The sequence below is a fragment of the Pseudomonas sp. S3_B08 genome, assembly GCF_054667725.1.
Genome location: NZ_CP162750.1, coordinates 2869936 through 2882303 on the forward strand (window position 1 = coordinate 2869936; position 12368 = coordinate 2882303).

At 60.9% G+C, this 12368-nt stretch carries 15 protein-coding genes; 10 read left to right on the forward strand and 5 right to left on the reverse strand.

The window, feature by feature from the left end; all coding sequences use genetic code 11:
- Window positions 1-7 precede the first annotated feature (7 nt).
- From AB4N73_RS12980 to AB4N73_RS13000, 5 genes are all read right to left on the reverse strand, one after another.
- The gene (locus AB4N73_RS12980) at window positions 8-1816 is read right to left on the reverse strand and encodes an aminopeptidase P family protein (protein ID WP_460143554.1); all 1809 of its coding nucleotides are present in this window, start codon (window positions 1814-1816) and stop codon (window positions 8-10) included.
- Between the two features lie 68 nt (window positions 1817-1884).
- A complete protein-coding gene (locus AB4N73_RS12985) occupies window positions 1885-3051 on the reverse strand; it encodes an aminotransferase class V-fold PLP-dependent enzyme (RefSeq protein WP_406226883.1) in 1167 nt (388 codons plus the stop codon).
- Window positions 3052-3256: 205 nt separating this feature from the next.
- Window positions 3257-3871, reverse strand: coding sequence for a LysE family translocator (locus AB4N73_RS12990; protein ID WP_353188934.1), 615 nt, complete (start codon window positions 3869-3871; stop codon window positions 3257-3259).
- A gap of 101 nt (window positions 3872-3972) precedes the next feature.
- Window positions 3973-4242, reverse strand: a complete 270-nt coding sequence (locus AB4N73_RS12995) for a hypothetical protein (RefSeq protein WP_056788593.1) — start codon at window positions 4240-4242, stop codon at window positions 3973-3975.
- Between the two features lie 101 nt (window positions 4243-4343).
- On the reverse strand, window positions 4344-4706 hold the full coding sequence (locus AB4N73_RS13000; RefSeq protein ID WP_056788591.1) for an antibiotic biosynthesis monooxygenase: 363 nt from the start codon (window positions 4704-4706) through the stop codon (window positions 4344-4346).
- A gap of 93 nt (window positions 4707-4799) precedes the next feature.
- On the opposite strand from AB4N73_RS13000, the gene soxR reads away from it, so the two are divergent.
- The 10 genes from soxR to AB4N73_RS13050 all read left to right on the forward strand — a co-directional run bounded on the left by soxR (window position 4800) and on the right by AB4N73_RS13050 (window position 12301).
- Window positions 4800-5252: a redox-sensitive transcriptional activator SoxR gene (gene soxR / locus AB4N73_RS13005; RefSeq protein ID WP_150638863.1), complete on the forward strand. Its 453-nt coding sequence runs from the start codon at window positions 4800-4802 to the stop codon at window positions 5250-5252.
- 112 nt (window positions 5253-5364) lie between these two features.
- Window positions 5365-5823 carry a VOC family protein gene (locus tag AB4N73_RS13010; protein ID WP_056788589.1) on the forward strand — a complete coding sequence of 153 codons (459 nt, stop codon included), beginning with the start codon at window positions 5365-5367 and terminating at the stop codon, window positions 5821-5823.
- 214 nt (window positions 5824-6037) lie between these two features.
- Complete coding sequence (locus tag AB4N73_RS13015) at window positions 6038-7237, forward strand: PepSY-associated TM helix domain-containing protein (RefSeq protein WP_016770800.1); 1200 nt, start codon at window positions 6038-6040, stop codon at window positions 7235-7237.
- A complete protein-coding gene (locus AB4N73_RS13020) occupies window positions 7234-7776 on the forward strand; it encodes a hypothetical protein (protein ID WP_056788587.1) in 543 nt (180 codons plus the stop codon). Before AB4N73_RS13015 ends, AB4N73_RS13020 begins: the two co-directional genes overlap by 4 nt.
- Window positions 7773-8114, forward strand: a complete 342-nt coding sequence (locus AB4N73_RS13025) for a hypothetical protein (protein WP_056788584.1) — start codon at window positions 7773-7775, stop codon at window positions 8112-8114. Before AB4N73_RS13020 ends, AB4N73_RS13025 begins: the two co-directional genes overlap by 4 nt.
- Window positions 8111-8686, forward strand: a complete 576-nt coding sequence (locus AB4N73_RS13030; RefSeq protein ID WP_056788582.1) for a DUF6162 family protein — start codon at window positions 8111-8113, stop codon at window positions 8684-8686. Before AB4N73_RS13025 ends, AB4N73_RS13030 begins: the two co-directional genes overlap by 4 nt.
- A 35-nt stretch (window positions 8687-8721) precedes the next feature.
- Window positions 8722-9651 carry a metal ABC transporter substrate-binding protein gene (locus tag AB4N73_RS13035; protein ID WP_056788579.1) on the forward strand — a complete coding sequence of 310 codons (930 nt, stop codon included), beginning with the start codon at window positions 8722-8724 and terminating at the stop codon, window positions 9649-9651.
- A complete protein-coding gene (locus AB4N73_RS13040; protein WP_460143555.1) occupies window positions 9648-10496 on the forward strand; it encodes a metal ABC transporter ATP-binding protein in 849 nt (282 codons plus the stop codon). Before AB4N73_RS13035 ends, AB4N73_RS13040 begins: the two co-directional genes overlap by 4 nt.
- Entirely contained in the window at window positions 10496-11395 is a 900-nt protein-coding gene (locus AB4N73_RS13045) for a metal ABC transporter permease (protein ID WP_007917717.1), read from the forward strand. The genes AB4N73_RS13040 and AB4N73_RS13045 overlap by 1 nt, the downstream gene beginning before the upstream one ends.
- Window positions 11396-12301 carry a metal ABC transporter substrate-binding protein gene (locus AB4N73_RS13050; protein ID WP_460143556.1) on the forward strand — a complete coding sequence of 302 codons (906 nt, stop codon included), beginning with the start codon at window positions 11396-11398 and terminating at the stop codon, window positions 12299-12301.
- Window positions 12302-12368: the final 67 nt, after the last annotated feature.

Here is a 12368-nt window from a genome sequence, read left to right on the forward strand (position 1 = left end):
AAATCGATCAAATGGCCACAGTGCGCTCGTTCAACCAGCTCAGCGCCGCGCCATCCAGCAATGGACTCAGTCGCTCACGCACTTCGCGGTGGTAGTCGTTCAGCCACTGTTTTTCTTCGTGGGTCAGCAGGTCAGCAATCAGGCAGCGGGTATCGATCGGGCACAGCGTCAGGGTTTCGAACTTGAGGAAGTCGCCGAATTCGCTGCTGCCGGCCTCACGGTTCATCGCCAGGTTTTCGATGCGCACACCCCAGCGGCCCGGACGATAGGTGCCGGGTTCGATCGAGGTGATCATCCCCGGCTGCATTGCCGTTTGCGGTGCCGGTGCCGCCTGATAAGCAATTACCTGCGGACCTTCGTGAACGTTGAGGAAATAGCCCACGCCGTGACCGGTGCCGTGGCCGTAGTCGACGTTGTCAGCCCAGATCGGCGCACGAGCGATGGCGTCGAGCAGCGGCGACAGAATGCCTTTCGGGAAACGTGCCCGCGACAAAGCAATCACGCCTTTCAACACGCGCGTGCAATCCTGTTTCTGCTCTTGCGTCGGCGTGCCCACCGGGACCATCCGCGTGATGTCAGTGGTACCGCCGAGGTATTGGCCACCGGAATCGATGAGCAACAGACCATCACCCTCGATCACCGCATGCTCTTCTTCGGTAGCGTGATAGTGCGGCATCGCGCCATTGGCGTTGAACGCGGCAATCGTGTTGAAGCTCAGCGAAACGTAATCGGGACGACGTTCACGGGCAGCGGTAAGTTTCTCGTCGATGGTCAGTTCGGTGATACGCTCACGCCCCCACGCCGATTCCAGCCAGGCAAAGAATTCGCACAACGCCGCGCCATCCTGCTCCATCGCTTTACGGATGTGTTGAGCGTCGGCTTCGCTTTTCTGCGATTTGGCCAACGTAGTCGGGTTGAGGCCCTCGACCAGTTTCACACCACTGTCGAGGTTATCCAGCAACCCCGTGGTCACTCGCGCCGGATCGACCAGAAGGCTCGCGCCACTCGGCACAGACCGCAACGCATCGGCCACTTCGCTGTAATCACGTAGCGTTACGCCATCCTGTTCGAGCACGGCACGCAGATCGGCATCGACCTTGCTCAGCGCCACAAACAGCGTGGCCTGTTGCTGATTGATCAAAGCGAACGAAACAAACACAGGATTGAAGGAGACATCTCCGCCGCGCAGGTTGAACAGCCAAGCGATGTCATCCAGGGTGGCGATGAAGTGCCAGTCGGCACCACGTTCTTGCAAGGTTTCGCGCAATTTCGCCAGCTTCTCGCCGCGGCTGATAGTCGCTTGCGGCGGCAGATGCTGATAGATCGGCGCGTTCGGCAGGCTCGGGCGATCACGCCAGACTTCCTGCAACAGGTCGATATCGGTACGCAGGCGAGCGCCGCGTGCTTCGAGTTTGCTGCTCAGCGTACGCGCCGACGCCACTGCCATTACCGCGCCGTCGACCGCAACCACGCCGCCCTCGGGTGTCTGCTCCGCCAGCCAGTCCAGCGGGCTCGGTTGCCCCGGTTGCAGCTTGACCAGTTCGATGCCGCTGCCGTTGAGCTCCTTGGTCGCCTGTTCCCAGTAACGACTGTCGGCCCACACACCGGCGAAATCCGCAGTGACGATCAGCGTACCGACCGAACCGTGGAAACCCGACAGCCATTGCCGGCCCTGCCAGTAACCCGGCAGGTATTCCGAAAGATGCGGGTCGGCGGACGGCACCAGCAGCGCATGGATGCCTTCGCGGCGCATCAGTTCACGGGTATGCGCCAGGCGCTGAGGCACCGATCCTTCGGTCAAGGTGTGGGAACTCATCATGTCTCCTGCTAATCGCGTCATCGTTATTGTTCGTAGCCTTCGCGGCCATGGAAAGCGTCTGCTGTTTAGAGCCCTGTCGCCCAGAATGCCGGAGCACTGGCGCAGGCGGTTGTGATCAGGTCAACGGCCTTGTCGACATCCTCGACTTTGGTAAACCGCCCGAGGCTCAAGCGAATGGTGCGCCCCGCCAGCCGCGCATCGTGCCCGAGCGCGAGCAGCACGTGGGACGGCGCATTGCTTGCGGAATTACACGCCGACGTCGCGGAAAACGCGATCGAATGGCTCAATGCGGCGCTGTTGAACTCGCCCTCGCTGAAGGTCAGGCTTAAGGTGTGCGGGATTCGTTGCGATTCACTGCCATTGAGGCGCACGCCGGGCAACTTCAAAAGCTGTTCGAGCAAGCGTTCGCGCAAAGCGATGATGGATTTTTTCTCTTCATCGAATGCGTCGGCGGCCAAAGCGAAAGCAGCGCCCATCCCGGCAATCTGATGAGTCGCCAGGGTTCCGGAGCGCAGGCCACCTTCATGACCACCACCGTGAATCTGCGCCTGCAAGCGTTGCTGCGCCTGCGGGCCGACATACAAAGCGCCGATGCCCTTGGGGCCGTAGAGTTTATGTGCGGAAAACGACATCAGATCCACCGGCCAGCGGCTCAGGTCGATCGCGACTTTGCCGGCGCCTTGCGCAGCATCGACATGAAACAGGGCCTGCCGACCGCGCACCACCTCGCCAATTGCCTCGACATCGTTGACCGTGCCCAACTCGTTGTTGACCAGCATCAGCGAGACCAGAAAGGTGTCGTCACGCATCGCTTCGCTGACCGCTTGCGGCGTGATCAAGCCTTGGTCGTCCGGTACCAGATAGGTCACGGCAATGCCTGAGTCCTGCAATTGCCGCGCGGTGTCGAGAATGGCCTTGTGTTCGATCTGACTGGTAATGATGTGCCCGCCGGAAATGCCACGGGCCTGGGAGACGCCTTTGAGGGCGAGGTTGTTGGACTCGGTGGCACCGGAGGTCCAGACAATCTGCTCAGGCTGCGCGCCGACCAGATCGGCGACTTGCCGACGTGCCTGCTCGACCGTCTGCCGGGCCTGCTGGCCGAAAGCGTGGGAGCTGGACGCCGGGTTACCGAAGTTACCGTAAAAACCCAGACATTCGATCATCACCTGGATGACCCGCTCGTCCACCGGGGTGGTGGCGGCGTAATCGAAATACAACGGACGTGTGTTCATAAAGGACTCGCAGAGCGTGTTCCGGGATCAGGAGGCTCGTGTCTGCAAACGACAATGCACAGCCTCGTGAGCTGTGCATGGGTTCGAGAGCGTCATCAATACCTGATCGGATGCCGTTAAAGAAGTAGGGCTTCATTTAAAAGTGCGTAGGAACGCTCCTGAAACCGAGCTTAACAGGCATCGGGCCGGCGATTGAAGCAATGCGTCAGTGAAAGCTTTCCAGAAGTAACGGATACAGCGAGATCACCAACAGCGCTGCCATGCCCCAATTGAACACGCGCAACCAGCGCGGATCTTTCAGCACATTGCGCAACAGCGTGCCGCACGCCGCCCACAGGCCGACACTGGGCAGATTGATGATGGCGAACACCGCCGCGATGATCACGACGTTATAGAAATAACCCTGCATCGGCGTGTACGTGCTGATGGCACCGATTGCCATGATCCACGCTTTGGGATTGACCCACTGGAACGCTGCGGCGCCCAGATAGCTGATCGGTTTCGCGTCGCCGTGGGCACTGTCGCCGACCGGGCCGGAGTGGGCGATCTTCCACGCCAGATACAACAAATACGCCGCGCCGGCATAACGCAGCACCGTATACAGAATCGGGTAGGCCTGAAACACCGCACCAAGGCCGAAGCCCACCGCTACCACCAATAGAAAGAAGCCGCAGCTGATGCCGAGCATGTGTGGAATGGTGCGGTTGAAACCGAAATTCACTCCGGACGCCAGCAACATGGTGTTGTTCGGCCCCGGTGTGATCGAGGTGACAAGGGCAAACAGGGCAAAGGCCAACAGCAGATCAAGCGAGAGGTTCATCGAGGCAGTCCATCCAGGGTCATTCAGCTATTGACCCTATCCCACACGGCCCGGCAAACCCACGGACAGTTAGGGAAAACTTCAAGCAGTACAGTTTGCTTTCAGCTTGGACGACCGTGCAGCTGTATGGCACGTTCGGCGCTCATCTCACCCTGTTGATCGAAGCCGAAAGTTTTCTGCGGCTGGCCGAGCAATTGGGCTTTTTTCGCGTGGTATTCGTCGAACGACAAACCGCTGCGGTTCAGCGCTTCCAGCGCCAGCTCGCGGGATTCTTCAGCGGTATAGGGGCGCAGCTCTGGCGAAACGTGGCTGGCACAGCCGGCGAGTACGGAAACAGCGAGCATCAGCGAAACAGTCAGTAAACGGTTCATGGGAGCGTCCTGGCGAGCAATGTGGGGTCGATGGAGAAAGGCTACGCCCGGGCACGCTCGCGCAGAAATCAACGCTCTCAATAGTGGCTATCAGGTTGGCACTAATACTGGCTGACCGGCAGACGGCAGTGCAGCGCGTCGTCGTGGCTGCGGGCAATGCTGCTGTGCACCTGGAACGAGTTGAAGGTCACGGTTTTCGCCCGATGCGTACGGATCAACTGCCAGAAATCCTCTTCGCCGCGTTCGAAACTGCGAAATGCCGCCTCGCCCGCTTCGCGACTTTGCCACTGCAAAAAGCTCAACACGCGACGGCCGTCGTCGCTGGCCTGCACACTGGCGCTGAGAAACCCGTCGTAACGCTGGGCCAGCCCCTCGGTCTGCGTCGCCAGTGCCGAGACCAGCGCTGCTTGCTGGCGGGGTTCGATTTCGAATTCGATCAATTGGGTAAAGCTGCGATTGCTCATGGAAAGCCCCCACTCATCTTGAAGCGAGCCTTGCGACCCGAAGAGCTGCAGGGTAAAACCTCTAGTTAAGTCAAGGTCAAGAGCATTTTCAGCATGATCAGCAAAGACCAGGTGCACAAGCCTCTCACCGTTGGGGAGGTCTCGGCGCGCAGTGGCGTCGCGGTCACGGCGCTGCACTTTTATGAAGCCAAAGGTTTGATCAAGAGTGAGCGCAATGCCGGCAATCAGCGCCGCTATCCGCGCGCCGTCCTGCGCCGGGTGGCGTTGATCAAAGTCGCGCAACGGCTGGGAATACCGCTGGCGGAAATCGGCGAAGCGCTGAAGATCCTGCCGCAGGATCGCGCGCCTTCGGCGGCGGACTGGAAAATGCTGTCTGAACAATGGCAGCGCGAGCTCGACGAACGAATCAGGCAATTGACGCTGATGCGCGATCAGCTCACCGGGTGCATCGGCTGCGGCTGTCTATCCATGGAAGCGTGTCCGTTACGCAATAAAGGCGACATGCTCGGTGACCGAGGCCCAGGCCCGCACTTTCGCGATGAATGATGATTGCTGCTCGTCGGCGGAAAATCTGTGCAGTAAGGACGGTTCTATAGTGATTGCTCCGGGTAAGTCCGGTGTAACCACATCTGTTGAAAACAAAAACAGGGAGAACGTCATGAGCGTCAAACCCATTCCCGAGGGGTATCACAGCATTACCCCGTATCTCGGCATCCAACAGGCTGCCGAGGCCATCGAGTTCTACAAAAAAGCCTTCAACGCCAGCGAAGTCATGCGCCTGACCATGCCCGACGGCAACATCGGCCACGCCGAACTGCGCATCGGCGACAGCGCGATCATGCTCGGCACCCCTTGTGATCAGGGGCCGTTGAGCAATCCGCAGCAGGCGGTGTCGATCGGCTTGCACCTGTATGTCACCGATGTCGACCAGTCCTTTCAACAAGCGCTGGATGCCGGGGCGCAAAGCGTCTCCGAGGTCAAAGACCAGTTTTATGGTGATCGCAGCGGCACGCTCAGAGATCCGTTCGGCCATCTGTGGTTTCTCGCCACGCACAAAGAGGATCTGAGCGAAGAGCAGATTCGCCAGCGGGCGATGGAGATGTTTAACCAAGGTTGAGGTTTTTTACCTCGGATCAACCGGCAGAAATACACTGCCGATGTAATTGCGAAACATTTACTTTCATATCCGCTTTCGGGATTTTCTTCGCTCATCCGTCTTATAGGAATGCAGGCCGTTCGCGTAGGCAAAAGCCACGAACGGTCTCCCGGGGGAGTTCCGTGCTGCGAAGCCCGTAGCCCGGCCCCTTCCACCGCAATCAAGACGCGCAATCATGTCGAAGAAATCCCGTTCCAAACTGTGGTTCCTGGTGCATAGCTGGCTGGCGTTGCCGATCTGGTTCTTTGTGCTGATCGTCTGTGTCACCGGCACGCTGGCGGTGGTCAGCCAGGAGATTGTCTGGCTGGCCAACCCGCAAATGCGCGCCAGTCAGCCGTCGGACGACGCGCCGCGACTGAGCTACGACCAGATCCTCGCCGCGATCAAACAGGCCGAGCCGCAAACCCTGGTGCAGAGCATCAATCGTCCGGACGAGTCGCACTTTGCCCTCGACGTCGAAGTCAGCTACCCCGACGGGCGCTCGTTGACGGTCTATGTCAATCCGTACACGGGGGTCATTCAGGGCACCGCGCCAGCCTTCGATTTCAAGGCCTTTACCCGCGCCCTGCATGGCTGGTGGCTGGTGCCGTTCACCAATGGCTATAGCTGGGGCTGGTATCTGGTGTCATTGCTCGGCGTGCCGATGCTGGTGTCGCTGATTACCGGGCTAGTGGTGTACAAGCGCTTCTGGAAAGGTTTTCTGCGCCCGACCCTGCGCGTACGCCACGGTGCGCGGATCTTCTGGGGCGACTTTCATCGCCTGTGCGGCATCTGGTCGATCTGGTTCATCGCGGTGATCTCGATCACCGGCATCTGGTTCCTGATCAAGGCGATCCTGTTCGATAACCAGATTTCCATTTCCAGCGAACCGATTATTCCGGCGATGTCCCGCGAAAGTGTGCCGATCTCGGCCGCCGGCACCCCGCCGCCGCGTATCAGCCTGGACCGCGCCATCGAAATCGCCCAGCAGAAGATTCCGGGGCTGGAGGCCAGTTACGTCAATCTGCCTGGCAATGCCTACTCACACATGAGCGTCAGCGGCCGCGGCTGGTATCCGCTGATGTACCAGACCGCAACACTCAACCCGTACAACGGCGAAATGGCTTCTTCTCGCTTGCTGTCCGATCGATCCTCGCTGGAATTCGTCACCGAATCCATGCGCCCGCTGCACACCGGTGACTTCGGCGGCATCTGGATCAAGTTGATCTGGTTCTTCTTCGGTCTGTTGCTGAGCATGATGATCCTCAGCGGCCTGCTGATCTGGACCAAGCGCACCGCGTTGGCCACCGCCAATGCGCTGAAACGCGAGGACAAGAAAAACCGCGTCACCGCCCAACCGGCGCTGCGCCGTGAACCTTCGGAGGCCAGCCTGTGAACAAAGCCATCTCGGTCACACCGCCGTCGCTCCTGTCGCGTTTCTGGCACAAGTGGCGTTTCCACATCAATGTTCTGCTGTTGCTGATTCCGCTGGGTTTCATGCCGAAATACTTTGCCGATGCCTCGCTGTTTCGCGGCGACAGCGGCCTGGGCCAACGTGAAATAGGCACCGTTCAGGTTGGCCCGTGGAGCCTGCGTCTGGCCGAGTTACGCGAAGAGGCGCCGCACCTTAGCGGTCCGGCCGGCTATATGAAGGATTTCACTGCCGCCGTTTGTGATACCTGCGTCGAACAGGTCAAGGCCACTTACCTGCGCATCGGCAAACCGCGCAGTCTGCGTGCCGCCGGCACGATCTTCTTCGGTACCCCTTACCGCATGGGCACGCAGATGCCGATCCCGGCAAAGACCAAACCTGACGCCGAGCTGTGGATCACCATGGAAGGCTGGGACGGCAGCATGCACCAAGCCGCGATTCCCCTGAGCCAAGCCTCCCCCGCCACGGTTGCGTGGCTGAACAAACAAGGAGCCAAACCATGACTCGCTCACCCTTCCACCCCCGCCTGCTGGCTGGTGCCGCACTGCTGGTGCTGAGCGCCGGGTTCAGTGCCAGCGCCCTGGCGCACAATCCGATGTGCGAATGCAAAGCCATCGATGCCGAACAGATCAAATGCACCGGCGGTTTCTCCGATGGCAGCGGCGCGCCGGGGGTGACGCTCGACGTGATCGGCTACGACGAAACCATTCTGGTGCCGGGCAAACTGGGCGAAGACTCGACCCTGACGTTCAAGAAGCCCGGCAGCGAGTTCTATGTGCTGTTCGACGCTGGCCCCGGCCACGTTGTGGAAATCGACCAGGCGGATATCGAAGCCCCATGAGTAGCCCGACGACGCAAGTGGTACGCCCGGCCGGCGCCGGTCATGAAACCCTCAATGTGCTGCTGTTGTGCCTGCTGATCCTCGCGGTCGCCGGCTCGGTGGTGGCGTGGCGCGGGGTTTCCCATGAACCGGAGCCGGTCGCCAGCAACCAGTACGACGCCCGCCGCGATCTCAGCGCCGCCGAGCAAGGCATCTATGCCGACCTGCGCGTGACCCTCGACGAAATCCGCTTGTTGCGCGAAGAGCAAAAAGCCCTGCCGACACCACAAATGCTCGCCGAAGAAGGTTTCGCGCCGTTCGCGCAGGATGCCAGTTCGGTCAGCCGTGGCGGTCACGCATGGCAGATGTTCGCCGATCGTGCCTATTTCGGTCGGAGTGCGACGCCTGATGTCGCCGGTTCGTTTTTGATGCGTGTCGGCACTGACGCCAACGCGGCGCCGGACATCTGGCTGAACCGCAGCGCCGACCTCGCGCCTGCGGAGGATCTGTCCGACGCGGCGCTGTCCGCCGCTGGCTGGAAACAGATCGTCGCGCAATTCGATGCCGGGGTTACCCGCGAACATCGCCATTGATTCCTCGCCTTTATCCGAGAGAAGACTGCTTGCCCATGTCCATTTCATCTCCTCGCCGTCCATTGTTACGCCTGTTTCTGCTTGGCCTGTGCGCCTGCCTGCTGAGCCCGCTGGCCAGCGCCGAGCAAGGCAAACGCCTGCGTATCGGCATCACTCTGCATCCGTATTACAGCTACGTCGCCAACATCGTCGGCGACAAGGCCGAAGTGGTGCCGCTGATTCCTGCTGGGTTCAATCCGCACGCCTACGAGCCTCGAGCTGAAGACATCAAGCGCATCAGCGGGCTGGACGTGATCGTGCTCAATGGCGTCGGCCATGACGACTTCGCCGACCGGATGATCGCCGCCAGCGAAACGCCCAATGTCAAAACCATCGAAGCCAACGAGAATGTGCCGTTGCTGGCGGCCACCGGTGTCGCTGCGCGCGGCGCTGGCAAAGTGGTCAATCCGCACACGTTCCTGTCGATCAGCGCCTCCATCGCCCAGGTCAACAATATCGCCCGCGAGCTGGGCAAGATCGATCCGGACAACGCCAAGACCTACACCCAGAACGCGCGTGCCTATGGCAAACGCCTGCGGCAGATGCGCGCTGACGCTTTGGCCAAACTGACCCAGGCACCCAACGCCGAACTGCGCGTGGCCACGGTGCACGCGGCTTACGACTATCTGTTGCGTGAATTCGGTCTGGAAGTGACGGCCGTGGTCGAGCCCGCCCACGGCATCGAGCCAAGCCCGAGTCAGCTGAAAAAGACCATCGACCAGTTGCGTGAACTCGACGTCAAAGTGATCTTCTCGGAGATGGATTTCCCATCCAGCTACGTCGACACCATCCAGCGCGAATCCGGGGTGAAGCTGTACCCGCTGTCGCACATTTCCTACGGCGAATACACCGCCGACAAGTACGAAAAGGAAATGACCGGCAACCTCAACACCGTGGTTCGGGCGATTCAGGAGTCGGGGGCATGACGTCGAAAGAAACCCTGATCCCTGACAACACCAACCCGGTGGGAGCGAGCCTGCTCGCGAAGGCGCCGGATCAGGCAACATCTTCGTTGAATGACACACCGCATTCGCGAGCAGGCTCGCTCCCACAGGGGATAACCGGGCCGGCGCTGGAGTTTGCGGATATCAGCCTGACCTTGGGCCGCACGACGATTCTCGACAAGGTCAGCTTCCAGGTGCAGCCCGGCAGCGTGCATGCGCTGGTCGGCCCCAATGGCGGTGGTAAAAGTTCGCTGATCAAGACGCTGCTCGGGCAGATGCCGCATCAGGGCCAGCTCAGCCTGCACTGGCCCGGCGAGCCCGGCATCATTGGTTACGTCCCGCAGGCGCTGGAGTTCGATCGCGGCTTGCCGATGACCGTCGACGATTTCATGGCCGCCATGTGTCAGCGCCGGCCGGCCTTTCTCGGTTTGAGCAAACACTACGCCGGCGCCATCGGCGAGGCGCTGGCACGGGTCGGCATGCAGGACAAGCGCAAGCGGCGCATGGGCGCGCTGTCCGGTGGTGAGCGGCAGCGGGTACTGCTCGCGCAGGGCTTGATCCCGGCGCCGCAGCTGCTGGTGCTCGACGAGCCGATGTCGGCCCTCGATGAGGCCGGGATTCAGGTGTTCGAACGTCTGCTGACTGACTGGCGCGCGGCGGGCATCACCGTGCTGTGGATCGAGCATGATCTGGAAGCGGTGGGTCGGCTGGCCGATCGGGTCACCGGTCTCAACCGCCGCGTGCTGTTCGATGCCACACCGCAACAGGCACTGACTCCGGAGCGTCTGCTGACGCTGTTTTCCACCCATCCACGGAGCGCGGTCTGATGAGTTACGAAGCCTTTCGTTTGATGGTCCAGGGTTGGGCGTCTTCCGGTTATCTGCCGGAAGCGCTGGCCTACGGTTTTGTCGTCAACGCCCTGCTCGCCGGCCTGCTGATCGGCCCGGTGCTGGGCGGGCTCGGCACGCTGGTGGTGGTCAAGCGCTTTGCATTCTTTTCCGAAGCAGTCGGCCATGCCGCGTTGACCGGTGTCGCCATCGGCATTCTGCTCGGCGAACCCTACACCGGCCCGTACGGCAGCCTGTTCGGCTACTGCCTGCTGTTCGGCATCCTGCTCAATTACCTGCGCAACCGCACCGGGCTGGCACCGGATACGCTGATCGGCGTGTTTCTCTCGGTGTCACTGGCACTGGGCGCGAGCCTGCTGCTGATTCTCGCCGGCAAGATCAACGTGCACATTCTGGAAAACGTGTTGTTCGGTTCGGTATTGACCGTCAACGGCAATGATCTGGCGGTGCTGGCGATCGTCGGTTCGCTGGTCATGGCCCTCGCCCTGCCGCTGTACAACCGCATCATGCTCGCCAGTTTCAATCCGCAACTGGCGGCGGTGCGTGGCGTAGCGGTCAAGACCCTGGATTACCTGTTCGTGATTCTGGTGACCCTGATCACCGTCGCCGCCGTGAAGGTGATTGGCGCGATTCTGGTCGGTGCCTTGCTGGTGATTCCGGCGGCAGCGGCGCGCTTGCTTAGCCAGTCGCTCAAAGGTTTTTTCTGGTGTTCGGTGCTGATCGCTACCGTCAGTACGCTGTGCGGGATTCTCGCGCCGATCGTGTTCGACCTGCCGATTCCGTCCGGCGCCGCGATCATTCTGGTCGCCGGCATCGCTTTCGCCCTCGCCGCCATCGCGCGCGGCGTCGTCCCCAGCCTGAAAGGGAATCTTGGATAAATGGCTTTTTCACTGCGTAACCTGACTCTGGCCATGGCCCTGTGTGGCGTGGTCTGCACCCCGCTGCTGGCGGCTGAAAGCGCGAAACCCTTGCGCGTCCTGGCCTCGTTACCGATCACCTATGGATTGGGCGAAGCATTGCTCAAGGGTACCGACGTCAACCTCGAACGCGCAGCACCGGCCAACCTGCCCGGCAGCCGCCAGACTGCGTACTTCACCGGCCGTGGCGCTCCGGCGCTGAGCAAACTGGCCACCGACGCGGACGCGGTGATCGGTCTGCGCTCATTGTGGGCAGATGACCCGCTGTACCCGATCGCGCGGCGCAGCAATATTCGTATCGTCGAAGTCGACGCTGCGCGCCCGGTCGACGGCGCGCTGCCCGGCATTGCCGTGCAACCGGGCCTGCTGGTTGATGGCCTGAACAGTCAGCCATGGCTGGCGAGCAACAATATGGGGCGCATGGCCGATGTGATGGCCGCGGACCTCGTGCGCCTGGCACCGAGCGCCAAACCTGCGATCGAAGCCAACCTGGCGGCGTTGAAACAGCGTCTGCTGAAACTCAGCGCAGACACCGAAGGGCGTCTGGCCGAGGCGGACAACCTGAGTGTGATGAGCCTGAGCGATCACTTCGGCTATCTGATTGGCAGCCTCAACCTTGAACTGGCTGGACAGGACGCACGGCCTGATGCCGAGTGGACGCCAGATGAATTGAAGAAGCTGACAGCGACGCTCAAGGACAATGACGTGGCGGTGGTGCTGCACCATCGCCAGCCAGCGGAGCCGGTGAAAGCGGCGATTGCCGAATCCGGCAGCCGCCTGGTGGTGTTGAGTACCGATGCGGCGGATCCGCTGGCGGAGCTGGAGGGGAATGTGGATTTGTTGCTCAAGGGGTTGAGCGGAGCGTAGTTTCAGTAAGTCCGCGTAATCGTTCTTCGCGAGCAGGCTCGCTCCCACAGTTGAAATGCGATCCCCT